This is a genomic window from Candidatus Phycosocius bacilliformis, from assembly GCF_003112735.1.
In the GTDB taxonomy this organism is placed as follows: Bacteria; Pseudomonadota; Alphaproteobacteria; order Caulobacterales; family Aquidulcibacteraceae; genus Aquidulcibacter; species Aquidulcibacter bacilliformis.
On sequence record NZ_BFBR01000001.1, the window covers coordinates 306,001 to 332,777 of the forward strand.

The 26,777-nt window shown below is 55.4% G+C and carries 21 protein-coding genes; 10 read left to right on the top strand and 11 right to left on the bottom strand.

From position 1 onward, the window contains the following. Nucleotides 1–9: 9 nt before the first annotated feature. Nucleotides 10–3,177 carry a glycosyltransferase gene (locus PbB2_RS01570; protein ID WP_108983525.1) on the bottom strand — a complete coding sequence of 1,056 codons (3,168 nt, stop codon included), beginning with the start codon at nt 3,175–3,177 and terminating at the stop codon, nt 10–12. Nucleotides 3,178–3,607: 430 nt separating this feature from the next. Between PbB2_RS01570 and PbB2_RS01575 the strand changes: the two genes are divergently transcribed. The 7 genes from PbB2_RS01575 (at nt 3,608) to rfbA (ending at nt 10,620) form a co-directional block, all read left to right on the top strand. Next, complete coding sequence (locus PbB2_RS01575) at nt 3,608–4,741, top strand: NAD(P)/FAD-dependent oxidoreductase (protein WP_320410523.1); 1,134 nt, start codon at nt 3,608–3,610, stop codon at nt 4,739–4,741. 14 nt (nt 4,742–4,755) lie between these two features. Then, nucleotides 4,756–5,982 carry an HAD-IIIA family hydrolase gene (locus PbB2_RS16405; protein WP_108983527.1) on the top strand — a complete coding sequence of 409 codons (1,227 nt, stop codon included), beginning with the start codon at nt 4,756–4,758 and terminating at the stop codon, nt 5,980–5,982. Continuing rightward, nucleotides 5,970–7,121 (top strand): AGE family epimerase/isomerase, encoded by a 1,152-nt coding sequence (locus PbB2_RS01585; RefSeq protein ID WP_108983528.1) that lies wholly within the window; start codon nt 5,970–5,972, stop codon nt 7,119–7,121. The genes PbB2_RS16405 and PbB2_RS01585 overlap by 13 nt, the downstream gene beginning before the upstream one ends. 70 nt (nt 7,122–7,191) lie before the next feature. Beyond that, the gene (rfbC, locus tag PbB2_RS01590; protein WP_108983529.1) at nt 7,192–7,749 is read left to right on the top strand and encodes a dTDP-4-dehydrorhamnose 3,5-epimerase; all 558 of its coding nucleotides are present in this window, start codon (nt 7,192–7,194) and stop codon (nt 7,747–7,749) included. Between the two features lie 32 nt (nt 7,750–7,781). Next, nucleotides 7,782–8,855, top strand: a complete 1,074-nt coding sequence (rfbB, locus tag PbB2_RS01595) for a dTDP-glucose 4,6-dehydratase (protein ID WP_108983530.1) — start codon at nt 7,782–7,784, stop codon at nt 8,853–8,855. After that, nucleotides 8,852–9,745 carry a dTDP-4-dehydrorhamnose reductase gene (rfbD, locus tag PbB2_RS01600; protein WP_108983531.1) on the top strand — a complete coding sequence of 298 codons (894 nt, stop codon included), beginning with the start codon at nt 8,852–8,854 and terminating at the stop codon, nt 9,743–9,745. The genes rfbB and rfbD overlap by 4 nt, the downstream gene beginning before the upstream one ends. A gap of 5 nt (nt 9,746–9,750) precedes the next feature. Beyond that, the gene (gene rfbA / locus PbB2_RS01605) at nt 9,751–10,620 is read left to right on the top strand and encodes a glucose-1-phosphate thymidylyltransferase RfbA (protein WP_420887446.1); all 870 of its coding nucleotides are present in this window, start codon (nt 9,751–9,753) and stop codon (nt 10,618–10,620) included. Here rfbA and PbB2_RS01610 read toward each other — a convergent pair. The 6 genes from PbB2_RS01610 to fsa all read right to left on the bottom strand — a co-directional run bounded on the left by PbB2_RS01610 (nt 10,617) and on the right by fsa (nt 17,246). Next, nucleotides 10,617–11,801, bottom strand: coding sequence for a DegT/DnrJ/EryC1/StrS family aminotransferase (locus PbB2_RS01610; RefSeq protein WP_108983533.1), 1,185 nt, complete (start codon nt 11,799–11,801; stop codon nt 10,617–10,619). The genes rfbA and PbB2_RS01610 overlap by 4 nt on opposite strands. 149 nt (nt 11,802–11,950) lie before the next feature. Continuing rightward, nucleotides 11,951–12,871: a Gfo/Idh/MocA family protein gene (locus PbB2_RS01615; protein ID WP_108983534.1), complete on the bottom strand. Its 921-nt coding sequence runs from the start codon at nt 12,869–12,871 to the stop codon at nt 11,951–11,953. An 89-nt stretch (nt 12,872–12,960) separates the two neighbouring features. Continuing rightward, a complete protein-coding gene (locus PbB2_RS01620) occupies nt 12,961–14,478 on the bottom strand; it encodes a phosphomannomutase/phosphoglucomutase (protein ID WP_108983867.1) in 1,518 nt (505 codons plus the stop codon). Nucleotides 14,479–14,579: 101 nt separating this feature from the next. Continuing rightward, the gene (gene purU / locus PbB2_RS01625; protein WP_108983535.1) at nt 14,580–15,422 is read right to left on the bottom strand and encodes a formyltetrahydrofolate deformylase; all 843 of its coding nucleotides are present in this window, start codon (nt 15,420–15,422) and stop codon (nt 14,580–14,582) included. A 15-nt stretch (nt 15,423–15,437) separates the two neighbouring features. After that, nucleotides 15,438–16,526, bottom strand: coding sequence for a mannose-1-phosphate guanylyltransferase/mannose-6-phosphate isomerase (locus PbB2_RS01630; RefSeq protein WP_192576103.1), 1,089 nt, complete (start codon nt 16,524–16,526; stop codon nt 15,438–15,440). A gap of 66 nt (nt 16,527–16,592) precedes the next feature. After that, entirely contained in the window at nt 16,593–17,246 is a 654-nt protein-coding gene (gene fsa / locus PbB2_RS01635) for a fructose-6-phosphate aldolase (RefSeq protein ID WP_108983537.1), read from the bottom strand. Nucleotides 17,247–17,458: 212 nt separating this feature from the next. Here fsa and galU point away from each other — a divergent pair, with 212 nt between their 5' ends. From galU to PbB2_RS01650, 3 genes are all read left to right on the top strand, one after another. Continuing rightward, the gene (galU, locus tag PbB2_RS01640) at nt 17,459–18,334 is read left to right on the top strand and encodes a UTP--glucose-1-phosphate uridylyltransferase GalU (protein WP_108983868.1); all 876 of its coding nucleotides are present in this window, start codon (nt 17,459–17,461) and stop codon (nt 18,332–18,334) included. 130 nt (nt 18,335–18,464) lie between these two features. After that, nucleotides 18,465–19,769 (top strand): UDP-glucose dehydrogenase family protein, encoded by a 1,305-nt coding sequence (locus tag PbB2_RS01645; protein WP_108983538.1) that lies wholly within the window; start codon nt 18,465–18,467, stop codon nt 19,767–19,769. Between the two features lie 67 nt (nt 19,770–19,836). Continuing rightward, entirely contained in the window at nt 19,837–21,084 is a 1,248-nt protein-coding gene (locus PbB2_RS01650) for a glycosyltransferase (RefSeq protein ID WP_108983539.1), read from the top strand. Here the strand turns inward: PbB2_RS01650 and PbB2_RS01655 are convergent. From PbB2_RS01655 to PbB2_RS01670, 4 genes are read right to left on the bottom strand one after another with little or no spacing between them, the layout of a single operon-like run. Further along, a complete protein-coding gene (locus tag PbB2_RS01655) occupies nt 21,081–22,976 on the bottom strand; it encodes an SDR family NAD(P)-dependent oxidoreductase (protein WP_108983540.1) in 1,896 nt (631 codons plus the stop codon). The two genes, PbB2_RS01650 and PbB2_RS01655, sit on opposite strands and share 4 nt — an antisense overlap. Continuing rightward, entirely contained in the window at nt 22,973–24,556 is a 1,584-nt protein-coding gene (locus tag PbB2_RS01660) for a heparinase II/III family protein (RefSeq protein WP_192576105.1), read from the bottom strand. The genes PbB2_RS01655 and PbB2_RS01660 overlap by 4 nt, the downstream gene beginning before the upstream one ends. 13 nt (nt 24,557–24,569) lie before the next feature. Then, nucleotides 24,570–25,235: a ribulose-phosphate 3-epimerase gene (gene rpe, locus PbB2_RS01665; RefSeq protein ID WP_108983542.1), complete on the bottom strand. Its 666-nt coding sequence runs from the start codon at nt 25,233–25,235 to the stop codon at nt 24,570–24,572. Between the two features lie 53 nt (nt 25,236–25,288). Continuing rightward, nucleotides 25,289–26,716: an RsmB/NOP family class I SAM-dependent RNA methyltransferase gene (locus PbB2_RS01670; RefSeq protein WP_108983543.1), complete on the bottom strand. Its 1,428-nt coding sequence runs from the start codon at nt 26,714–26,716 to the stop codon at nt 25,289–25,291. Between the last annotated feature and the right edge of the window lie 61 nt (nt 26,717–26,777).

Genomic DNA, 26,777 nt, shown 5'->3' on the forward strand with positions numbered 1-26,777 from the left:
CTTTTCTTCTCAAGAACTCCAAGAATGCCAGTGTTGTTCGAAACGGTTATCATTCACGATTTCATACCTAGGTCGATTTCCAAGACCAAATTTACTTTGATCGGAGACTTCTTGTTTCTTTGCGGCTGCCAATATCTCTAAAACAGCCAATCGGCGCTCAGCAGGAGATAACCGCATGTCAATGTCGGTGATTGATCGGATAAACTGGTTCATTCTGACGGTTGACGACACAGCTTCGCGCGCGAATTCAGGATTCTCATTACGCTCAACCATATACTGCGCAACAACTTCAGCCATCTCAAAGTCAGTGCTAAAGTGCCCGCAGAAGGACTTGCGATAGCCGAGACAGCTTTTAAAGAAAGCCTCTACTTCCTTGATAGGCTGATTATCCCAAACATAAGCAACGCCTGCTTTCGTGCGGTAAACATACCAAGCTCGCAAGTCCTCGATTTCTGCACGCGGGTGTTGAGTCGTCCTTTCCTCCGGGTAATTCAGGAACAAGCCAAGAGCGGCCTTGATACGTTTTGATTTCAAATGAGGCAGCATTCTTGACTTGAATTCAGTGTCACCGGCTGCACTGAAAGTTTCATCATACATACCAAATCGTTCGTGGATCGACCGACGATACAGTCCCCCCACCCAACTCAAGTAACACGTGTCGAGATAAACTAAGCCTTGATTATAGCCATCTCGATTATAGATCATCACGTCAGACTTGAAAGTACCACGCCGATCAACCTCGGTCATGACGGTATCTGCCATGACCCAGTCAACTTCCTGGTCTTCATCAAGCTCCTTGGAGAGTATTTCAAAAGCGCGTGGATGAACGCCTTCATCCACTCCCAAGAAGCTCAAATACTCACCTTTTGCCAGAGCAATCCCGCGGTTCCAAGCCGACTGGATAGTTTCGCGGTTCTTTGTTCGCACGTATAATGCTGGTAATGGCAATTCTGCCATGAGTTCCTTAAAGACTTCGTACTCGTTTGTTGGGGATCCGCTATCAACGAGGATAATTTCAATTTCATCAACTGCCATGAGAGTCTGCGCTGAAAGTTGGCGTAAGAACAAGGGCAGCTTTGATGCCGCATTATACAAAGACACGATAACGCTCACGCGCGGACGATTCGAGCTTCGCCGATCGTCCTTGATCGCAAAGGAACCCGACTTTTTGATCTTTTGACTTTCAAACTGAGTTGCCAGTAGGGCTTGAACTCGTGCATTTGTTTGGCTTTGATCCTCAAAAAGAGCTCGCGCAACCTCTGCCACCTTTCCAAAGCCACCCTTCTCAAGTGCGCGCACAACGAAGTCCAAATCGTTGTGGTGATCGACACCTGCCCAGCGCATCAGTCGCAGTGCATACGTCGCAGCCACAATGTCACCGCCGCTTCGCTTTCTCTCGAGGCGCATCAGTTCGCGGAATAACAAATTCCGTCCAACAAGCCGAGAAGGAATTTCGCTGGCGAGCGTCTTCAACTTGGTGACAATCTCCTTTTGAGTTCGTTCGGGCAGATGCAGGCTGCGATAGCGGGTTCCTTCTATGTCCTCAGCAGCAGGAACCATCTCTAAAGCACGATCGGACCGATCCGAAACTTCTTGGCTTAATTTAGCAATGAGGCCGTGAATTCGGTTAGGGTCATTGTAGCCAGGCTGTAATGCGACATCTTTTGGAGGAGGAAGTCGTTTTTGCTGGACTTTGCCCGTACGGAAATCATGATAGGCATAGGCGATACCCCGTAACGGAGACGTGAGAATAGCCTTCTTCCACGACGGTAATTCTGGCGAGAACCCGCGGTATCCTGGCGTATGAGGGAATGCGGATGAATCCGACTGTGGGCGGTCGTGGCTAATATCCCGGGGACGATTAAATGAATTTAGCCGGGCTTGAAGCATCGACCTATACTCGCGCGCAGACTGACAAATTTTGTCGGCAGGCTGGTACATACTCGCCAAACTTTCCAGATTTGCTTGGAGGTTTGCCCGTTGAACAGCCTGAACCAGCCTTTCTCGTTCGCCATCGTAGTCGCTCAAAATTTGAATGAGCGCCTTATCTAAGGCACGTGCACCACCTAAATCAAAAACAAGATGGGACAACTCAGGTAGATGCGTCTCAATCCATCTCGAGATACCTGCTCCTCTGCTAACAAGTACTGGAGCGCCTAATCTGATTGCCTCCAATGCAACCAAGTTAAACGTATCGGCGCGGCTTGGCACAACCACAACAGTTCGTTCAGAAAAAATTTCATCCAGCTTCGCGCGGGGCAAACTCTTAAGGATTTGAATATCTAACCCACGAAGCTTTGCCATGGCGGCAAGGCGTGGATCACCACTAACCCCACTATAGCCTGTTGATTCTGAACCAATTAGCATCGCCCGATTATACGATGCCCGATCCACTGACCAAAGGGCATCAACAAAAATGTCAGGGCCCTTGGTGCGTTCGCGACGCCCGATGAACGCCAAACTTGGCCGCTCGATACCGCAGGCAATTTTGGGATTCATGGGCCCAACCATCAATAGCGGGTCGATGTAATTGGCTTCGTACCCACCACTTTTCCTGGTCCACTCTTGACCGTAAGCTTCGCTCAGCGCGTAGCGGCTATCAACAGATCGATACTGCAGATGCTCCCTAACACGTAACTCGGCCATAAATCTCTGCGGTGTTTTTTGACCCCATTCTTGAGAAAATGCGGACGAAATTGTTCCATGAAGAGCCAGACTTACGCTACCAACCCGGATGCCATGCATTTTCATGGCGTCTTCTATAAACAAGCCGGCGAGAGTATAATCTGGTGTATCAACAACATCTATCTCGATATTCGCAAAATGCTCTGCAAAAGAGCGGGCGTACTGCCAAGCTTGAATATAATCAGAATAAAAATATCCGATCTCAGCGGGCAAGTCTCCGACATTGTAGCGATAATAATGATTAAACGGAATTATAGTGCAATTAGGAGGCCTAGTGGCCTTTTTTGTCTCTTTTTCCACAAAATAAAAGAAATGGACGTCAGGTCTGTTACGAATAATGGCTTGATAGGAAGTTTGCCCTCCACCAACGTCAGAAAAAATATCATTGGCAAGAATCAAAACATTAGAGTTGTACTCTTTTTTTGCTTGTTTTTGCGTTCCCATCTTCTCGTTGGCCCCATCGGACGGCACAAGTAAAGCTTCGACTGTCATTCAATTGCTCCAAAAAATTTGGGCCGGCACGGACAAACCTCTTTAACGCCATTCGTTGCGATTTCCACCCATAAGGAAATCATTTCAGTGCCCTTTTGCACAAAGCCGTTGAACAAAACTAGAGAGAAGAATCAACTTGTTTAGTGATTTACTGTATAGTAAAGTATGCGCCAGCAAAAGGTAATGGGTCCGCTGAGGCTTTTTGCTCAAACCCCAACCAGTTTAAGTTCAGCTCCATTTACAGCCTAATCGGAGGGCTTAAATCTAGTGGTCGTAAGGTAGTGAAACTTGACTTAAGGGGGCCTTAGACATACCCAGCGCTTGCCTAATGTGAAGGTATGGACAGACTCCCTTGACCACCATTGGCCACACGGGCAATACCGTCGCCGCGCATTGCCCCTTTTCTAACATGTCATGATTTTGGAACTCCATGAGTATGGATCGATTTGAGACTGAAGTCGTGATTATAGGCGCGGGGGTAGTAGGCTTGGCCTGTGGTGCCGCGTTTGCACGTACTGGTGCTGAAACGATTGTCTTGGAATCTGAGTCTCATATTGGTTCCGGCATTTCTTCGCGGAATAGCGAAGTGATCCATGCTGGCATTTATTATCCAACCGATAGCCTTAAGCACCAAAGCTGCATTGAAGGACGTCGAGCGCTTTACCAATACGCCGACGAACGCGGCCTTTCGTATAAAAAGTGCGGCAAGCTTATTGTCGCGACTTCAGAAGCCGAGGATATGGCCATTGAAAGCCTCGCTCAACGCGGATCCGCAAATGGCGTTGAAGGTTTGAACCGTCTTTCCCGCGACCAAGCCACGCGACTTGAGCCTGAACTCTTTTGCACCAGCGCATTACACTCGACACAGACAGGCATTATCAACTCACATGGCTTTATGTTGGCACTCCAGGGCGAGATTGAAGACAATGGGGGGCATGTCATTTGTCAGTCCAAGGTTGATCAGGTCACCATGCTTGCGGATGGTCGCTTTGAGCTGAGCGTGCTTGGCCCCACACCAGCAAAACTGGTGTGCGAGAAGCTGGTAAATGCGGCAGGCTTGCACGCCCAGGATGTCGCGGGGCGGATGGAGTTTCTTCCAGCGTCCTTGATCCCGCGCCTCTTCCTCGCCAAGGGGTCATACTTTCAATGCACCACAAAGGCTGCATTCTCGAGATTGATTTACCCAGCACCGGTCGATGGCGGCCTTGGCGTCCATGTGACGCTAGACATGCAGGGTCGGATGAAGTTTGGCCCCGACGTTGAATGGTTAGACCACGCCGACCCTAGTCAGGTGACATATAACGTCGATTTGTCACGTGCGAGCCAATTTTATCAAGCTATCCGAAGATATTGGCCGGGTTTACCGGATGGGGCAATCGTCGCGGATTATGCTGGCTGCCGTCCAAAATTATCGGGGCCCGGCGTGCCAGCTGCGGATTTCATGATTCAAGGGCGCGACGCGCATTTTATCAATGGTCTCATCAATCTGTTCGGCATTGAGTCGCCAGGTTTGACTGCGAGTCTCAGCATCGCATCCCATGTCTACCAACAGCTGAAAACCTAAGTTGGACCAAAACCATGCATGTAAAACAAGCGGTATTTCTGGTAGGTGGAAAAGGGACGCGCCTCGGCAGTCTTTCGCGCGACACGCCGAAACCACTTTTGGAAATTGATACAAACCTGCGCTTCATCGATGTCTTGCTTGAAGAAGCTGCCCGCCACGGTTTTACCGATCTTATCCTGCTCGCAGGGCATTTGAGCGACAAAGTCATTGCCGCCTATGACGGAAAGATCGTTCATGGTGCCAAAGTTCGTGTCCTGGTGGAGCCGAGCCCCGCAGGGACTGGGGGAGCTTTGCGTTGGGCAAATCCCGTGCTCGACCCATGGTTCCTAATGGCCAATGGTGACAGTCTGTTTGACATAAATCTGCGTGCATTTGCCACGCATGTTTCTGACGACTTTACCGCCCGTGTTGCCTTGCGTCGGGTAGACGATCCGGCGCGATATGGCGCTGTTCAACTGAAGAAAAATAAAATTACTGGGTTTTTGGAAAAGAACGCAAATCTTGTGGGGCCAACACTGATCAATGGCGGTGTCTACCTGATGTCACGCACGGTGCTGAACTTGATCGACGGCCCCTGCTCTCTCGAGCAAGATATCTTTCCCCAATTGGTTGAACAAGGAAAGCTCGAAGGCGTTGAACATGAAGGTTACTTTCTCGACATGGGACTGCCCGAGACCTATGCAACAGCACGGGTAGAGATACCGCAACGTCGGCGTCGTCCAACCGTATTCCTAGATCGAGATGGCGTTCTCAATCACGATGAAGGATATACGCATCGTGTGGCTGATCTGCATTGGATAGATGGAGCCAGGCAAGCCATTCGGGCTATCAATGATGCGGGCTATTTGGCCATCGTGGTCAGCAATCAGGCTGGCATCGCCCGTGGACTTTACGATGATGACGCTGTGATGAAATTTCATGCGGCGATGCAAGATCAATTAAGCGAAGTGGGCGCACACATCGATGCATTCTACTTCTGCCCGTACCATAAAGACGCTCAAATTGATCATTATCGAGCTGAAAATCATCCTGACAGAAAACCAAATCCAGGCATGTTGTTGCGCGCAATGGCCGACTGGCCGATTGATTGTGACAAGTCTTTCTTGATTGGCGACCAAGCAACAGACATAGCCGCAGCGGAAGCGGCTGGCATTCCGGGTCATCTCTTTGATGGTGGGAATTTAGAATCGACCGTGATGAAGCTCTTTGACCAAGGAAAACACAGCCGATGGGAAGCCTAAAGAACCAGGACCTAAAAGATCGCGTTCACGCCTGGATGTTTGATGCCGCTCTGCCATTTTGGGGTAGCATCGGAATTGACCACAAATATGGTGGCTATGTTGAGCAATTGACGCCTGATGGCCGCGTGGCCGACGTAGAGTTTAAGCGCGTCCGCGTGATCGGCAGGCAAATCTACGTCTTTTCGCACGCTTACCAAATGGGCTGGAAACCGGGGCTGGAACTGGCCGAGCATGGCTTCAATTTCTTGACCAAACACGCGTGGCAGGGCCCAGAAAATGGCTGGGCGAGAACCCTTTCCAAAGACGGTGCCATCCTAGATGGCACGGCTGACCTTTATGACAATGCATTCGCCTTGTTTGCATTGAGCTGGTTTCAGAGGGTTAGTGGCCGCCACGACGCCAAAAATTGGGCAAGCAAAACCATGACATTCGTGGATCAACATATGCGCCATGAGAACGGCATTGGATTTCTGCATTGGTCTCCAGCAAGCGGGCTAAGGCAGCAGAACCCCCATATGCACCTGCTGGAGGCATGCCTTGCATCTTATGAAGCAGAACCTAATGAGCAGGCAGCTGTGCTTGCCAAAGAGGTCGCGGGCTTGTTTGAAAAGAAGTTCTTTGATCTCAAGACACGGACGCTAGCCGAGTTTTTTGATGAAGACTTCAAGCGTGCTCAAGCACCAGATGGGGAAATAATCGAACCAGGTCATCAGTTTGAATGGGCCTGGATTTTGGTCAACCTCAAGAGATTATTGGGTATAGCTCTTTCAGATCCTGTGCGCGCCCTGATCGGCTTTGGCGAAGAATTCGGCGTCGATCAAAGGACTTTTGCCACCTATGATTCTGTCTGGGTTAATGGCCGTGCAAGAAGCACAACGTCGAGGACATGGCCGAATACCGAACGAATAAAGGCTGCCGTCGCGCTGTCCGAACTCGATGGCATAGATCCTAGTGGTGTCTTTGCCCAATCGATCGGCTACTTGTTTGATAACCACCTAAATGCAAAGCCTTTCGGCACTTGGATTGATCAGGTAGATGAAGTGGGCGCTCCTATAAGCGACAAAATACCCACATCCACGCTCTATCACGTGTTTTTAGCTTTTGCTGAATTCCTGCGTCATGAAAATGGCCGGACTTAAGGTGCACTCTCAGTGTGCTGTCCTTTCGCGACGTGATATGTACGCGGCTCGGCGCGGATAGGTCTGAACCATGCAAATCACAGAGACAAATATACCTGGCGTCCTGAAGCTAACGCCAAAACGGTTCGCCGATGAGAGAGGCTTTTTTTCGGAAGTTTATAATGCCGGAGCCCTTAAGGAAGCTGGCATTTCCGCTGATTTTATACAAGACAATCATGCCTTTAATGCCACGCGCGGTACATTGCGCGGCCTACATTTTCAGCGACAGCCCTATGGCCAAGCCAAGCTAGTCCGCTGCGTCTGCGGTGCAATTTTGGACATCGCCGTTGATATCAGGCGGAATTCTCCGACCTATGGGCAGCACGTCAAGGCGGTTCTGAGTGAGGCTAATTGGGATCAATTATTAATCCCGGCTGGTTTCGCACACGGCTACCTAACTTTAACGGATGGTGCCGTCGTCCATTACAAAGTGAACCAAACTTATGCACCAAAGCATGAAGGCGGTCTTGTTTGGAATGACCCTGATCTTGCGATCGATTGGGGCGACATAGAGGCGTTAGAGCTCATCATCTCAGAGAAAGACCTCGCACTGCCCCGGTTGCGTGACCTAACGAGCCACATCGATTAGTTTGTGGCGGGACGGAAAAGGTTGGGTGGCATATGCGATTCTTGGTTACAGGCGGGGCTGGATTCATTGGTTCTGCTGTCTGCCGACACCTGATCACCTCTGGCGCGGGCCAAGTCCTGAATGTGGACAAGCTGACCTATTCGTCTGACTTGCGCTCACTGCGCGCAATCGAGCAACACCACGATTATCGCTTTGTTCAAGCCGATATTGGCGACCGTGCTGCCATGATGGCGATTCTTGCCGACTGGCAGCCAGACATCGTCCTGCATCTGGCGGCAGAGACCCATGTCGACCGCTCGATCACCGGGGCCGCAGCCTTCATAGAAACCAATATTGTTGGCACCTTCCACCTGCTCGAAGCCTGCCGGGATTATCACGACAAGCTGGCGGAGCCAGCCAAGACAGCTTTCCGCTTCCTTCATATCTCAACCGACGAAGTCTTTGGCAGCTTGGGACCACACGGGGCCTTCAACGAAGCGTCACCCTATCAGCCCAATTCGCCCTACTCAGCCAGTAAAGCAGCATCCGATCATTTGGTACGCGCATGGTTTCATACCTATGGCCTGCCGGTGCTAACCACCAATTGTTCCAACAATTATGGGCCTCATCAGTTTCCCGAGAAATTGATCCCTCTGATGACGATCCAGGCAATCCGCCGGGCCCCCATGCCGGTTTATGGTACGGGCCTGAACGTGCGCGACTGGCTGCATGTGGACGATCATGCCCAGGCTCTGCTGTGCGTCGCCCGCCACGGGCGCCCCGGCGAGACCTATGCCATTGGTGGCAACAGTGAACGCACCAATTTGCAGATCGTCGAAGCCATCTGTGACCACATGGACGCGGTCGATCCTGGGCCAAGCGCGCGCCGCAACGCCATTCATTTCGTCGCCGACCGACCAGGACATGACGCGCGCTATGCCATCGATGCACGCAAAATCACGGCAGAACTTGGTTGGGCACCACAGCATGATTTCGAGGCAGGCCTGCGCGACACCATCGAGTGGTATCGCCACAATCAGGCCTGGTGGGAACCTCACCTGAAGACCGTCTATACTGCTGCACCTCAGGGCGAGTTGATTGGGGACGCGCAGGACCGCCCGACATGAAGCTTCTGGTTTTCGGCCAACAGGGTCAACTCGCCCAAGCGGTCGCGGCCGTAGGCCCGCATCGCGGGATCGACGTCACTTGCCTTGGCCGGTCCAAGTGCAACATCACAAGCCCAACCGATGTGACGGGCTGGCTGACCCGGATCAGACCAGATCTTGTGCTCAATGCAGCTGCCTTTACTGCCGTCGATGCAGCAGAGACCCAGGTCGATCAAGCCACAGCCCTGAACACGACCGCCCCGCAGTTTCTGGCTCGGGCGACTATGGAACACAAAATCGCGTTCCTGCATGTGTCCACCGATTATGTCTTTGATGGTCGCAAGGCCGGACCCTATGTCGAAACTGACCCGACCCATCCGCTCAATGTCTATGGGCAGACCAAGCGAGACGGTGAGCTTGCCGTTCTGGATGCGAACCCGACCGCTTTGGTGGTGCGCACCTCTTGGGTGTTTTCACCCTTTGCGCATAATTTCGTGCGGACCATCCTCAAGAGGGCTCAAGAGCGCGTACCGTTGTCGGTCGTCGATGATCAGACCGGTGCCCCCACCTCGGCGCTTGACCTTGCGGATGCCTGTCTGACGGCTTTGCAGGCTAAACACACAGGCTCTCTCGCTGCGGGTATTTTTCACTACACCTCCAGCGGACAAACAAGCTGGTACGGTCTTGCCCGGGAAATCCTTGACCAGACACAGGACTGGCGGCCTGGCTTCGATATTGAGATCAAAGCCGTCACCACAGATCAATTTAAGACCGCAGCCGTCCGTCCTCGCAACTCAGTCTTGGATTGTCGCGCCTTTGTCGGTCAGTTTGGCCACGTTCAGCCGAACTGGCGGGACAGTCTGTCTGAGACCCTGGTCGCCCTGAAACCCGAATTTGGAGCCTCAACATGACCAAGATGAAGGGCATCATTCTGGCCGGGGGATCTGGCACCCGCCTGCATCCATTGACAGCCGTGATCAGCAAGCAATTGCTGCCCATTTATGACAAGCCGATGATCTATTATCCGCTGACCACCCTCATGCTGGCAGGGATACGCGAGATCTTGGTCATCTCCACACCCCATGACCTGCCGTTATTCCAGGCGTTGCTGGGTGATGGAGCTAAGTGGGGCATCAGTCTGAGTTATGCCGTGCAGGAACGGCCCGAGGGCCTGGCCCAAGCGTTTATCATCGGTCGGGACTTTGTGGGCGATCGTCAATGCGCCCTGATTCTGGGTGACAACATCTACTATGGCAACGGTTTAAGCGAGGTGTTGCGGCGGGCCGCCTCAGCCAGTTCCGGTGCCACCGTCTTTGCCTATCATGTGCAGGACCCCGAACGCTATGGCGTGCTGGCTTTTGATCGTGATGGCCGGGCAATCGCGATCGAGGAGAAGCCGCGTGCGCCTAAGTCAAACTGGGCCGTCACCGGGCTTTATTTCTATGACCAGCGCGTGGTGGGTTTTGCCGATGAGGTCAAGCCGTCTGCCCGTGGCGAGTTGGAGATCACCGACCTCAACAATCGCTATCTGGATCTGGGTGAATTATCCGTTGTCAAGCTGGAGCGTGGTTATGCTTGGCTTGATACAGGCACGCATGAAAGCCTGCATGAAGCCGGATCATTCGTCAGCATCCTGGAACATCGTCAAGGCCTGAAGATTGGCTGCCCCGAAGAAGTTGCCTTCAAAAACGGCTGGATCAGCCGGCAGGACTTGGAGGCGTTGGCTGTGCCTCTGGGCAAGAGCGATTATGGCCGCTATCTTTTGCAAATCGCAGAGCAGGACTAGTAATTGCGGCGTGCAAAATTGCGCACGGTCTCGACAATATAGTCTTGGGTTGCCACATCGAGGTCTGGGTGCATGGGCAGGGAAATGACCTGACCTGCTTTCGCCTCTGTGACGGGCAGGCCACCGGGACCCACGGGGAAACGGCTATAGACATCCTGCTTGTGGATCGGGATGGGATAATAGGCCGCTGTCGGCACGCCCCGGCTTTTGGCGTAGGCGGCAAGGCCATCGCGGTCTGCAAGTTCGATCGTATATTGGGCCCAGGTTGATACCCCGCCCTCGATCACAGCTGGCACGCGCACAACATCCCCCAGAAGCTGGTTATAGCGAGACGCAATCTTGTTGCGTGCGTCAATCTCCTCGGCAAAAACGGCGAGCTTTTCCAGCAGGATGGCTGCTTGAACGGTATCCAGACGGGAATTCATCCCGATACGGATGTTAAGATATTTCGGGTCATGTTCGAACGTCTTGCCAGCCAGATCGCTCGCGGTTGCTTTGCCGTGAACCCGCAGCGAATCCATGACTTCCCACAAGTCATAATCATGGGTCAGGACTGCTCCACCATCGCCATAGCAGCCCAGCGGCTTGGCGGGAAAGAAGCTGGTGGTGGCAACATCTGCCCAATGAATGGGGTGATGATGATGGAGCGTGCAGCCAAAGCCTTGTGCGGAATCGGCGATCAGTTTGAGACCATATTTTTTGGCAATGGCCGAAATGGCAGGATAGTCCGCCGGCTGACCAAAAAGGTCCACTGCTATGATCACTTTGGGTTTGAGCTTGCCTTCTTTGAGGACGGCCTCGATCGACGCCTCAAGATGGACTGGATCGAGATTGTAGGTCACAGGGTCAATGTCGACAAAGACGGGGGTCGCCCCCAACCAAGGAACAACCTCCCCCGTGGCGGCAAAGGTGAAGCTTGGGCAGAAGACAGCATCTCCGGTCCGGATGTGCCAGGCCATCAGAGGCAGCACCAAAGCATCGGTGCCATTCGCGCATGACAGGGCATGTCCGGCCTGTCCAAAGGTCGCCAACGCCTTCTCAAAGGCCTGAACAGGTGGCCCCATGATATAGGCACCACTATTGATCACGCCCATGACAGCCTCATCAATTCGGCTACCCAGACGGCGGCGCTGGGCCAATAGATCGATAAAGCCAATGGGGGGGCGACTGGTTTCTGTCATGGTCTGTCTGCCACTCAAGCGTGAGGCGCATCGCATCGGACGCACTGGACCTGGATGATCCGTTCAGCCAGGCTCATACGCCATCGATTGGGCAATTTCTGCAAGCCTCAACAGATGTCGCCATCACTTTTGGCAACCAAGCACAACAATCATGCCCGGGTGGCTTGATCAATGGTTTCAGCAATCCGCACCGCCGCAGCCCCATCAGCTGCCGAAATCACGACCGGCTTCTCACCCAAGATGGCGGCGATAAAGTCAGCGGTGGCAGCACCCATCGGGTCCGGAATTCTTGTGGCAAAATCAGCATGAAGACCAAAGCCCGGTCCGTCCTTGAATTCCTTAGCGATGAAATCAATGCTAACGGTTCCAGCGGCGTACTCGATCGTCATACGCCGATCACGCTCTTCAGCAGCCCGACTCGCGAGAAAGCGGGCTTCCCCGCCGCCTGGAAATGTCAGAACAGCCTCGACGGCATCGGGATTTTCGGGCTGACCCGCCAGACGTTTGGCGTGGATCTGGACAGGATCTGCCCGGAACAGCAAGCGGGCCAAGTCGATGTCATGAACCATCAAATCTAACGTCGCCGACACATCTGCACCGCGCAAACTTGGCAGGCCAACGCGCACCGCATCAAGACGGTTAGGTCGCGCTGCAACATCGAACAAACCCATGGCCGAAAAGATATATCGCTCTTGGTGTCCTGCCTGAAGGACTACCCTGCGTTGGGCCGCATGATCGCAAAGAATATCAGCATCCTCGGCGGTGGCGGCCAAGGGCTTTTCCACCAAACAATGCTTACCGGCATCAATTGCGGCACGGGCAACCCCGCCATGGGCGACCGCAGGGGTTGCCACCACCAGAGCATCAATATGGGCGAGCAATGCGGACAGGTCGGTAAAGGCCTTGGTGCCCAATTCTTCAGCCAAGGCTTCGGCGCGCGACGCGCTCAAATCATAAATGCCAACCAATTCGGCCCGGCCATTGGCCCTGATCTTGTTTGCGTGATTACGTCCGAAAACACCGGCACCGGCAACACCGATACGAACTTGCTTTTGGGACTCGTGTGACACTGTTGCAACCCCTGCTCAATTGGGCCCTGCTCAATTGGTGATGTCGCTAGACCGCTTTCCGGCGGTCCGCAACTGCCAAGCCAGACAGACTAAACAGTCTGATTATAATGACCTACTTCAGGATAGGCACCCAAACGCAGCTTAGCTTCTTCATGGAAAAGGGCACGCATGTCGGCATCCGAGACCGTGCTTTCAACCACAACAACCACTTCGGGCTTATTCGATGACGCGCGGATCAGCACAAAAGAGCCGTCTTCGAGGGTCACACGCGCCCCATTCACGGTGTTGACATCCCGAATGCGCCGTCCAAGGATCGCTCCTCCGGCAGCGGCAGCCGTGACATAAGCGGCGACCACCTTGTCAATCACGCCATATTTGACCTCATCATCACAATGGGCCGACATGGTCAGTGAGGTCCAGGTCAGCGGCAATTCCTGCTTGAGCTGCGACAGCTTTGCCCCACCCGCGCGATCCAGCATGGCAAGGATGGCACGGGCTGCAATTAGGGCATCATCATAGCCACGCCCGTAGGGGGCACGCATGAAGAAATGCCCTGATTTTTCAAAACCCGCCAAGGCGTCAAGCTCTGTCGTGCGCCGCTTGATGTAGGAATGACCTGTCTTCCAATAGTCAACCTTGACACCATTGGCTTTCAGAACCGGGTCTATTTCATAGGCACCGGTGGATTTCACGTCGACGACAAAAGTCGCACCGGGATGTAGGTGGCTCATGTCACGGGCAAGCAGAAGGCCGATTTTATCGGCAAATATCTCTTCCCCGGAATCATCGACGACGCCACAACGGTCCCCGTCACCGTCAAAGCCCAAGGCCAGCTCTGCCCCGGTGTCACGGACGCGTGCAGCCATGGCGTGAAGCATTTCGGCATCTTCAGGATTGGGATTGTATTTCGGGAAGGTCCAGTCGAGATCACAATCCATCTCGATCACCTCAGCCCCCATGCGACGCAAGGCATCAGGTGCAAAGGCACCAGCAGCGCCATTGCCACAAGCCACCACAACTTTGATCGGACGGCTCAGTTTGAACGGACCGACGGCGTCGGAGATATAGCGCTCCCGCATGCCCTCAACCCGGGTCAGGCTGCCGCCGGGTCGCTCAGCAAAGGCACCCGACAGCACGATGTCGCGCAGGCGACCCATCTCATCAGGCCCAAAGGTCAAGGGCTTGTGCGCGCCCATTTTGACCCCCGTCCAGCCATTCTCATTGTGGCTTGCCGTCACCATCGCCACGGCGGGTGCATCGAGCGCGAACTGGGCATAATAAGCAACCGGCGACAAGGCGAGGCCGATGTCGAGAACCTCACAGCCCGCTTGGATCAAGCCAAGTGTGAGAGCCTGCTTGATCGACAGCGAATAGAAGCGGAAATCATGGCCGACCACCACGCGCTTGGCACCATATTCATGCAATAAGGTCCCAAGCCCGAGCCCAAGCGCTTGCACGCCGAAGAAATTCAATTCCGGCGCTTTGTGATTGCCCTGAATGCCAAACCACCAGCGGGCATCATATTCGCGGAAACCCGTTGGCTTGACGAGCGGCAGCATTTCAAAGTCCAGCGTATTGGTTGCCAGCTCACTCACAGGTTTGGGCATCGTGGTCTTGATCATCTACATGGCTCCATCGGCTTCGGCCAAACTGGATCGGCTCTAACCTGTAACGGGAGGCGAATAAAGCCGTTGGCAGCGGCCTTGGATCAGCGGAAAACCACAGTTCGGTTACCCGCCAACAGCACGCGATGCTCGCCATGCCAACGCACCGCGCGCGCCAGAACCGTGCATTCCAGATCGCGCCCGATTTCGATCAGATCATCAGGCGTATCAGCATGAGTGACCCGCTCCACGCCCTGCTCGATAATCGGGCCTTCATCAAGGTCGGCAGTCACATAATGGGCGCTTGCACCAATCATCTTCACCCCGCGCGCATAGGCCTGGTGATAGGGTTTCGCCCCCTTGAACCCTGGCAAAAAGGAGTGGTGGATATTGATACACCGACCATGCAGCGCATTGACGGTCTGGGCGCTCAAGACCTGCATGTAGCGAGCCAGCACCAACAGGTCACAATCATGCTCAGCCATGTAGGCGAGGAAGTCTGCCTCAGCCTCGGCTTTGGTCTGCGGGGTCACCGGCCGATACAAATGAGGCAGGCCGTGCCATTCAACCTCCTGACGAAAATCATCATGATTGGACACTACACCCACGATATCGGCCTTAAGCCAGCCCGATCGCCAGCGATGCATCAAATCGTTAAGACAATGCCCGAAGCGGGACACCGCCAGCACGATGAGCGGCTTGCGGCTGGTTGGATGGAAAGCCCAGGCCATGCCAAAACGTCTGGCAATCGGGGCAAAACCTGCCTGCAATTCGGCCAGCGCCAAAGTTGGAGCGCCGTCACTGGCCCGAAAGGCCGTGCGCATGAAAAAATGGCCTTCCAATTGGTCATAAAAATGGTCGGCTTCCTCAATGGTCAGACCTCGTTCTGCCAGAAAGCTCGAAACAGCCGCTACAATCCTGGTTTGATCGAGGCAGCGGACGGTCAGGACGTGTGAAAGTCCTTAGGCATTTGGACTCTTCGGCTTAAAGGCATCTGCGGCCAGACGGACATCTTGGGCCCGGTCCTTGTGGGTGACCAATATGCCTTGCTCGGTTGCAATGACCACCAGGTCGTTCACCCCGATCAATGACACGGCAACCGCTTCAGTCCGCACAAGGCAATTGGCAGAATCAAACAGAGCGACTGGCCCCTGAACCACATTCCCTTCACCATCCTTCTCCGCCATTTCCCACAAGGTCAGGAAGGAGCCGACGTCATGCCATCCCATGTCAACCGGAACGACAGCCGCCTGATGGGTTCGCTCCATCACGGCATAATCCACCGAGCTGGCAGGCACTTGGGCAAACCTGGTTTCATTCAGAAACACACAGCCTGCCTCAGTCTGGCTTGCCGACAGCGTGGCCCGGGCGGCATCGAGAATTTCAGGCGCGTGCTTGGCCATTTCTGCGACGAAGCTACTGGCTTTGAAAAGGAAAATCCCAGCATTCCAGACATATGCCCCGTCGGCAAGATAGCCCTCAGCAGTTTGTTTGTCCGGCTTTTCCTTGAACGCATCGACCGCAAAAACCCGTTGTGCCAGTTCATCACCTGTCTTGATGTAGCCAAAGCCAGTTTCGGGTGCTGTGGGCGGAATACCAAAGGTGACGATATGGCCCGCCTCAGCGGCCTGACAGGCATCGAGGCAGGCCTGATAGAGCCGGTCTGGATAATCAATGATGTGATCGGCCGGCATCACCAAGAGCAAGCTGTCAGGGTCGCGCTCAGCTTGGATCAGTGCTGTGACGCTTAGCGCTGGGGCGGTGTTGCGGGGGCAGGGCTCAAGAATGATGGTCGCATCGGGAACATGCTCTCGCTGCAATTCCTCCCGCACCGATGCCAGATGATTCAGGCTGCAGATCACAATCGGATCGCCAAAAGCGATGGCTTCCTGCCGCCCGACCCGCTGCAAGGTCTGACCAAACATGGTAGACTTGCCCAGAAGCGCATGAAACTGCTTTGGGCGCGTCTCTGTCGACAATGGCCATAGTCGCGACCCTGCGCCACCGGAGAGGATGACGGGTGTGATCAGCGGAGGAGAAGCTTTTGGCACCAAGGCCGATACCCTTCGACGTCGCGTGTTGCTGCCCCATTCATGCACACCCGGCAAACAGCACCACTACAGGATGGACTGACCGGTCTTCGCCCAATCCTTCATGAATGCTTCTAACCCAAGATCGGTTAAGACGTGCTTATAAAGCGCTTGGAAGACCGCTGGCGGCAGAGTTGCACAATCGGCACCTGCCAAGGCTGCATCGCGCACATGGTTAGCTGTGCGGGCAGAGGCTGCAAGAATCTGGGTTTCAAAGCCATAATTGTCATAAATGACGCGAATTTCGCGGATCAGTTCCATACCGTCGAATCCATTGTCATCGAGACGGCCAATGAAGGGCGAGATATAGGTGGCACCTGCCTTGGCCGCCAACAATGCCTGCACCGCCGAGAAACACAGGGTGACGTTGACGGGCGTGCCTTCATCCGACAGCGTCTTGCACACCTTCAGCCCAACCGGGGTCAAGGGCAGCTTAACCACAACATTGGGGGCGATTTTGGCGAGGAAGCGTCCTTCAGCCAACAAGGTATCATAGTCATTGGCCACGGCTTCGGCACTGATTGGGCCGGGAATGAGGGCACAAATTTCGGCAATGGCGTCGGCAATCTTGCGACCAGACTTGGCAATCAGAGAAGGATTAGTTGTTACTCCGTCCACAAGGCCTGTTTCGGCGATGAGTTTCAATTCGGATACTTCTGCTGTATCAATAAAAATCTTCATCTCTGTTTCCTATCGCGGCCTTGTCGAGCAGGTTCGACGTGCCCGGCGCTCTTAGACCAACGGCCGGGCAGGCTCAAGGTTAATGCCCAGACTTTTCAGCAATACATACACCTTGGCATGACAATTTTAACCAGTCCTGGCTTAACCCTGACTTTGCCTCAAGACCGCACTGAATGACGATCTACGTCAAAGCCTGCTCCAGGAAAGCCATCATGAAGAAGATCCGTAAAGCCGTCTTGCCTGTTGCTGGGTTCGGGACCCGTGTGTTGCCGGCCACCAAATCGCTGCCGAAGGAAATGCTTCCGGTTTTTGACCGTCCTGCGGTTCATTGGGTGGTGGAGGAGGCGCTTGAAGCCGGGATTGAACATTTTGTCTTTGTGACAGGACGCAACAAAAACGCCATCGAGGATTATTTCGACCGAGCCTATGAACTAGAAGATTCCTTGCGCCGCGCTGGCAAGACCACACAGCTAAAGATGCTGGAGGACATGCTGCCTGAGGCCGGCTCCAAGAGCTTTGTGCGCCAGCAATCTCCTCTAGGTCTGGGTCATGCCGTGTGGTGCGCCCGTGACATCATTGGTGATGAACCATTCGCTGTCCTGCTGCCGGACGTCCTGGTGCAGGCGAGCCCGTCTTGTCTGGCGCAAATGATTGAAGGCTATGCAGAGGTTGGCGGCAATGTCATAGCGGTCGACCCGGTGCCAATGGATCATGTCTCGAGCTATGGCGTGATTGCGCACGGCCCTAAGTCAGGCAAGTCGATGCCGGTTACGGGCATGGTCGAAAAGCCACCCCGCGATCAGGCACCGTCAAATCTTCGCATCACCGGCCGCTACATCCTGCAGCCGCAGATATTCCATTATCTCGAGACACAGGAGCGCGGTGCTGGTGGAGAAATCCAGCTGACCGACGCCATGTTGCGCTTGATGAAGGATCAGCCTTTCCATGCAGTGGAATTTGCTGGCCGCGATTTCGATTGCGGGTCGCGGCTTGGCTATGCCGAGGCCTTTGTCGGTTACGCCTTGAAGGACCCGCAGTTGGGCGATGATGTCCGCGCCATGTTAGAGCGGCTTTTGGCCAAAGACTGACGCGCGGACTTTTGCAGCGAGTGACTTATTTTCTTCAAGCCACTCGCCTAAGAAGTGGCCAAAGCGAGGGGCTGCGGTTCTCCTGCCGATCCCGCCGCGATTCTGAAGCATTCCATAAAGGATATGAGTCATGCGCGTCACAATGGTCGGCACCGGTTATGTTGGTCTTGTTTCAGGGGCCTGTTTTGCCGACTTTGGGCATCAGGTCATTTGTGTCGATAAAGACGCCGCCAAAATTAAGCGCTTGCATCTGGGGATGATGCCGATTTTCGAGCCGGGGCTGGACGATCTGGTTGCCTCAAATGTGAAGGCGGGCAGGCTTTCCTTTACCACTGATCTGGGCACAGCTGTCCAAGACGCTGATGCCGTTTTCATCGCTGTTGGCACACCCTCACGACGCGGGGATGGTCATGCTGATCTGACCTATGTTGAACAGGCAGCGCGCGAGATTGCCGAACACTTGCAACGCTATACGGTGGTGGTGAACAAGTCGACAGTGCCCGTCGGGACCGGTGATTTGGTGGAATCCATCATGCGCGACGTGAACCCGCGGGGTGATTTCTCTGTCGTCTCCAACCCCGAGTTCTTGCGAGAGGGTGCGGCGATCGGCGACTTCAAGCGCCCTGACAGGGTTGTTGTTGGAACGAATGACGAGCGCGCACGCCAATTGATGCGCGAGCTTTATCGCCCGCTCTTCCTCAATGAGACGCCCATATTGTTCACGGACAGACGTACCAGTGAGCTGATCAAATATGCCGCCAATGCGTTTCTGGCGGTGAAGATTGCTTATATCAACGAGATGGCGGATCTGTGCGAACAGGTCGGGGCCAATGTTCAGGAAGTCGCGCGCGGTATTGGGCTTGATAACCGCATTGGCAAGAAATTTCTCAATGCGGGGCCGGGCTATGGCGGGTCATGCTTTCCCAAAGACACACTGGCTTTGGTCCGCACCGCGCAGGAAGCAAACGCCCCTGTCACCATTGTCGAGGCGACTGTGGCCTCAAATGATGCACGCAAGAAACGGATGGCGGGCAAGATCATTCAAGCTTGCGGGGGCGATGTCACCGGCAAGACAATTGGCATCTTGGGGCTGACCTTCAAACCCAATACTGACGACATGCGCGATGCGCCCAGCCTCGAGATCGTTCCAGCCTTGGTGGCGGCAGGAGCCAACGTGCGTGCCTATGATCCTGAAGGCATGGAAGAAGCCAAAAAAGAACTGTCCGACATCACCATGGTCGCCGGTCCTTATGAAGCCGCCGAGAAGGCCGACGCCATTGTCATTCTGACAGAATGGGATCAGTTTCGGGCGCTCGACTTTGAACGCATCGCCCTCGCCATGACATCGCCCGTGATGATTGATTTGCGCAATGTCTATAACCCCGCTGACCTGCGTCAGGACGGGTTTACCTATGTCAGCATCGGCCGGAAATGAAAAATCGGCTGCGGAATGATGTGGCAAGGTGGGGAACTGTAGCGAACATGACAGCGTGGCACGCAGCATGGGCATAATCGACCGCCTCCGCGAATTATGGCGGCAATTGCCGCTGCCGACTCGTCTCAAGATCGGCAAGCAGATCCGCTTTCTGACAGAGCCTTTATTGGCGGCAAGCATCCCCAAAGCCGGCCCCTGCCCGCCCACAACTGGCCGATCTGTGACAATATTGGGCTGTTTTTCGTCGCCCATCGGCCATGGGATTGCTGCCAAGCTGCTGGAAGCTGAATTGCGCTATCAAGGCGTCATCGTCCGGCGGATCGATGCGTCTGCGTGGATCGGCGCACCGATTGATCCCAAACTCACTATCAAATCAGACCAGCCCGCACCCGACGATGTTCTGATAGTTGTGCTCAATCCCGATGTGGCGATCCACGCCCTCAAGCAACTCAGTCCTGAAGTCCTGCGCGATCGTAAGATCGTCGGCTATTGGGTGTGGGAGACAGAGGTCGTTCCCCTTTTCTGGCGGCTGGCGGGCCGGTTTGTGCATGAAATCTGGACCCCGAGCCTGTTTTCGGCCCAGGCCTTGCGACGCCGCTTCAGTGTCCCAGTCCATGTGGTCCCGCATCCTGCCGCGATCCTACCCCCACCTGCCTTGACGCCTGAGCGGCGGGCTCGCGGTCGTGCCGCAATCGGGGTCTCTGAGACGGCCTTTGTCGCCTTGCAGAGCTTTTCCCTGGCTTCCAGCCTCACGCGTAAGAATGCGATCGGGGCGATCTCAGCCTTTGTGGCCGCCTTCCATGATCAGCCAGACGCGCGGCTTGTGCTGCGCTATCTGTCCGCAGACCGTTTCCCTGACTCACTCAAGCGACTGCGCGAGGCCGCCAGGGCTGCTGGCCCCCAGATAATCCTGCGGCCCGGGGGCAATGGCATCGAGGAATTGCACGACCTTTACGCTGCCTGCGATGTCTATATCTCGCTGCATCGCACGGAGGGCTTCGGCCTCAATCTAGCAGAAATCATGCTGGCGGGTCGGCCACTGATTGCTACAAAATGGTCCGGCAACCTCGATTTTATGGACTCAGATTGTGTGGCCCTGATCAATGCCAACCTTGTCACCCTCGATGATCCGGATGAAATCTATACCCAGCGCACCGCGCGCTGGGCTGAGCCCAATCTGGATGAAGCCATTCGCTGGCTGCGGACCCTGGCACACAATCGCGACCTCGCCCAGCAGATGAGCGCTGCAGCCAAACTCAAAGCCAATCGTGTTCTGGGCGGGAAGGCCGCCGACGTCCTGCAAGGACGACATTAATCAAGCTTGCGAATGTCAACAGCTTTGAGGCCGGCAGCATCGCCACGTGGCTTAAAGTCCGGCAAGACACGTTGAAGCCAAGTCAAGGCGGCCGTTTCCTTATCCTTGCGCGCGGCCTCAAGAATATGGTCGATCAGAATGCGCAGGTTATCGGGTGGCTCAATCGGGTCGCTGGCGACCAGCACACCTTCGACAGATGTATTCTCGACGCGTTCGAAATTGTGGAACAATTCCTCGTGCAGGCGTTCACCTGGCCTCAGGCCGGTCTCAATGATGGCGATATCCCGCCAGGGCTCCTTACCCTTCATGCGGATCATGGCTTCGGCGAGTTCCATGATACGAACAGGTTCGCCCATGTCCAGAACAAATTGCCCGCCAGAGATCGCGCCCCGTTTTTCCGCGCCGATTGCGGCGGCTTGCAGCACCAAAGAGCTGGCCTCTTCGACTGTCATGAACCAGCGCGTCATTTCCGAGTGGGTGATTGTGACAGGCCCGCCACGTGCAATTTGGCGTTCAAAGACTGGCATGACCGAGCCGCTCGAGCCCAGCACATTGCCAAAGCGGACGGAGTGGAATGCGCCCTTGGCCCGGCGCGAACAATCACGGACATAAAGTTCAGCCACGCGTTTGGCAGCACCCATGACATTGACCGGGTTCACCGCCTTGTCGGTCGAGATGAAGACAAAGGATTCCACATCCACGGCCATGGCAGCGTCTGCGACCACGCAGGTTCCGCCCAGATTGACTTCAAGCGCCTCGCAGAAATGATCTTCCATCATCGGCACATGCTTGTTGGCAGCCGCATGCACCACAACATGGGGACGATACTTCTCAAAGATCGCACGAATCCGGGGTTCGTCGCGGATGTCACACAGCCGCACCACCAGATCGATACTGGGATAAGTCGCCCGGATCTCAGATGAGATCTGAAACAGATTGTTCTCCGAGGAATCGACCAGGACGATACAGCTGGGCGACAATTCGGCGATCTGCTTCACAATCTCACTGCCAATCGTGCCGCCAGCCCCCGTCACCAGAACCTTCTTGAACCGGACAAGACCACGCGGACCGCGCAAATCCAGCTCACGCCGGGTCCGGCCCAGCACATCAGCAGGATGCACCGCCCCAAGCGTCGCGCCTGCGCCTTCGGGGATCCGCATCAGGGCCACGCCACGACGGGCTGAAACTTGCAGGGCAACTTGGGCTGCTTTGCGGCCAGGATCTCGGCCAATCAGGGCGATCCTAAGCTCAGAATTGCGTGACAGGGCGTCAATGACGAGCGGCTCAAGAGCTTCCAATCCGCCAAACACACGCGCCCCGGCAAAAATCTTGCCGACTTGTGTGCCCAAAGTCGACACAATGGCAATCGGTCGAATTGGCAAAGGACCGTTCAACCGCGCCGTATGGATAGCTTGCGTAATGGCATCTGTGGGGCCAACCAGAATGGTTGCCGGTGCATTCGGCGCAATCGTGCGAAACAAAGCGCGCAAGCCCCCGCCTGACATCACCCGCGCCAAGCCACGGGCTGCAGCCATAAGAACCAAGGTAACCACCGCAGCCAAGGCCGGGGAAATTCGCGGAACGGTTACAGACGGATCAACAAAGAACAACACAGCAATTGTGCTGATACCAGCCGCAGCAATCGCCTGTGAAAGGCGGACCAGATCGTCGGCGGAAGTCCAGCGCCAAACCAATTGGTTGAGACGAAAAGCCACCAGCGCGACAGCCATAGAGGTTCCATAGGCTACCAACGCCACCAAAGTCCCCTTGACTGAGGCGGGCTCCATCCCAGTGCCATAGGCCAAATAAAGCGCGAGCCAAAAACTCAATACTGCCAAAGCAATATCGGCGAGATAACCCGTCGAAAAAATCTTGAGTTTATGACGTGTCACATCAGCTCCTCAAGCTGCAGGTCCCAAGCCAGGACCAAATCCTTCTTTAGCGAATTCCCCAGCGGCGCACAAATCATCCGAAGGCGGCGAATTTGTGTCAAAGCCTGCCCCGAATATGCGTCTTCGATTCGAAAAGCACCCGGATGAGAGATACAGCGAAAGCGCCATGCATGGCCGCTCGGCGTGCGGATCAGAAAGCTTTCACCATCACGGCTCGGGGTGGCTTGGCACCCGAGGCCAAGGTCAAACATCAAGACTGGACTACCGAGCTTTGCGCCGGCGGACCCTGCAAACAACGCATCTTCGCCGCTGAGGCGCTGCCCATCTTCTGAAAGTGTCAGTGTGCGTATGCAGCTATGGCGTTGCCCGTCAATCTCAAAGCTGACCTTGGCTTCAAGTTGGGACTGGCTGGTTTCATCGCGCCGCCGGATCTGGGGCTCTGTTATCATCTGAGCGCCCGAAAATGTCAGCGCAGAAATCGCCTCTGGACCAGACGTGATGAGTTCAACGCCATGGGCCTCAACTTCGCAAATGGGTCCGGTATCGGCTGAGCCAGACGGCGCGCGCAGCCAAACCCGAAGCGCACCCTTCTCCATCATGCCAATATGGCCGGTTTTGAGAATGGCCGAACGGCGCAAATTGGTCGGCCCAAGAACAGATTCAGCCAGTCCGCCATAACCGCGCTGTTTGCTGAAGGTTACGAGCGCGCCATCACTGCGCCGCAGGGTTGCCACAGCTTGGCGCAGCCGCTGGTTAATCGGGTTGATGGCATCCAACCGATCCAACATCGCCAAATCCGCAGCCGCCGACAATGTTCCAACCGGTGAACCATCGGCAAACATGCCGTCGGCAGCTATCAGATCATTCATCTCGGCCAAAGCCTCTTGCGACAAGCCGGGGCGCAACAGGCCAGGTGAAGCGTTCTCAACAGCCAATATCCCCACTGCGCGCGTCCAACATGCCCGACGGCTCAAAGGCTCGAAGGCGCTGGCAAGGCTGGCAAGCAGACGGCGTTCGGGTTCCACCAGACGGACGAAGTCCTGCAAAAGTTGGTCACCAATCTTGCGCTGTAGATGGGTGGAAAAGCCTGCCATCATCGGCAACAAATGGCTCAACCAATTCAAAAGTCGACGGGCCCGCCAAACCACGCCATCTGATCTTCCAGCCCCCGAAGCCGTGCCACGCCAGAGGCTCAAGCCGGTTGACGCGTCCTCCGCTCTGCGGTGAAACCAATGACGAAGCCAAGATTCCAGGATGGGCAGCAAATCCCCATAAGACGGCGACAAATCGCGCAAAAAATCAAATGACAAGATCCAGCCTTGACTTGCGGCTTTTGGATCCGAAAAAGGGCCTGCAATGGCGTCAAAAGTGCCACTTCCCAAGCGCTGCGGCAGACGACCTTGTAAGAGGTCCAACCCTTCCTCAATAACCGACAGGCGAAAATCCGGCAGTGGATGCCAGACACGTGGCAGCAATGTTCCATCGCTTGCAAAACATCCTGAGGCAAAAGGGTGCAGCCATTCAGGGCCAAGGCGTGCCGTCAGTCGCACCGCCTGCTGTTCCCCGACCTCAAGTGCCATCGCACGCGCGCCCCTAGTCCTTCGCCGCCCGCAAGGCAGCGATATTGGCATGATACTGACTGGGACCGCCTTTGAAAACCGCAGTCCCCGCGACCAGAGTGTCAGCCCCTGCGGCAAAACAATCGCGCGCAGTTTGCGGGTTCACTCCGCCGTCGACTTCTAAAAGGATGTCGCGCCCACTGGCCTCGATCATCCGGCGCAGCTTCGCAATCTTGCCCAATTGGCTGGGCAAGAAACTTTGCCCTCCAAAACCCGGATTGATACTCATCACCAGGATCAGATCAACCATATCCATGACGTGATCCAGCACCGATTCATGTGTCGATGGATTAAGGACAACGCCTGCCTTCTTTCCCAGGTCACGAATTGTTTGCAGACTGCGATGCAAATGCGGGCCGGCCTCAGGATGGATTGAGATGATATCGGCCCCAGCTTCGGCAAAGGCTTTCAGATAAGGATCGGCCGGGGCGATCATCAAATGCACGTCAAACGGCAGATGTGAATGGGGTCGCAAGGCTTGCACCACTTGCGGGCCAATGGTGATATTGGGCACGAAATGGCCGTCCATCACATCGATGTGGATAAGGTCCGCACCCGCTGCCGTAATCGCAGCCACTTCCTCGCCCAATTTGGCGAAGTCCGCGGACAAAATAGATGGACTGATCAGAAGCTTGGACATTGGTCGTACATGGCCTGTTTCGGGATGGATCGGCAAGGTGGATGAAGGGTCGGCTAACTTACCAGCATTGGCTTTTCGAAGCGGGCGATGAAGAAGCCGTCCATGCCACCCCGATCGGCCCAATAAGCTGGCAATAGGCGGACACAGCCCTGCGCCGTGATTGCGTGTTCAAGACTTGGGACTTCGTGCGGCTCAATCGGCACAAGCCGCAGTCCGGCGGCCAAGCCCTGAGCCACGGCAGGATCAGCTTCCTCTGGCTCTAGCGAGCAGACCGCATACACCAGCCGCCCTCCGGGCTTTAAGGCAGCGATCGCTGCCGTCATCAAGTCTCTTTGTAGGCTTGCAAAACGGGCGACATCAGCCGGAGTTTTGATCCAGAGGCTCTCCGGGTTGCGGCGCAAAGTACCTGTCGCCGAACACGGTGCATCTAAGAGGATGGCATCATAGTCGCCTTGTCGATCCGAGGTCTCGGCCAGTGTTCGTGCGTCTGCGACGTGCAGACGGGCTGTCAGGCTGGTGCGCGCCAAATTGTCAGCCACGCGCCGGATCCGGGCCGCATCGACATCCATCGCAGTGACATCGGCCCCGGTTGCGGCCAATTGCATTGTCTTACCACCGGGTGCGGCACACATGTCTAAGACGCGTTGGCCCGGCCGCACACCCAGAAGGCGCGCAGGCAGCGCCGCGGCCGCATCCTGTACCCAAAAGACCCCATCCGCCCAATGCGGCAGGCTGGTCACGTCACCGGGTGTTTCTTTGAGGCGCAGACTTCCAGTGGGCAGAACCTCTGCATCCAGACTCGCCGCCAGATGTTCTGCGTCGGCCTTGACCGAAAGGTCGAGAGCCGGTTGTCGGGCCAAACTTGCGGCAATCCCGTCGGCGGCATCCTCGCCATATGCTGCCCGCCAGCGGTTCCACCACAGCACCGGCACGCGCAATCGATCTGCAGGCCTTTCTATGGGCTCTGTTGCGATGCGACGCAGAATGGCATTGACCAGCCCGGCAAAGCCCCGACTGGCAGGGTCAAATTTGGCCAGATCTACCGACCGACCCACGGCGGCATGGGGCGGGGCGAGGCCCTCAATCAATTGCGCTGCGCCGACTCGCAAGAGCGCGCGGGCAAAGTGCGCACTATCAGGCAGGGGTCGCTCAAGCTTACTTGCCAACACAGCATCAATCATACCAAGGGCGCGTAAAGTCGCCAATGCCAGATGGGCGGCAAAACCCCGGTCGCGGCCATCCAAGCCTACAAAGGCTTGCTCTTTGCGCATGGCCTCTTCCAAGGTCCAGCGCTCGTCCAAAATATGGGCAATCAGTCGAACTGCAGCATAGCGGGCTGGATCAGGATTGAACGGGGTACGGGGCGGGCGCGCCTTTCCCACCCCCTTGGGGCTGCCCGTGCGCCCTGGAGGGCCTTTTGGGCGACCGCCATGTGACGGGCGGGGACGGGAACGTGGGGGGCGAGAAGGATCATGCGACATGTCGCAGGCCCATGCGCGCCTAGACCATCCCGGTCAAGCCATTCGTCCATGCCCGACCAGA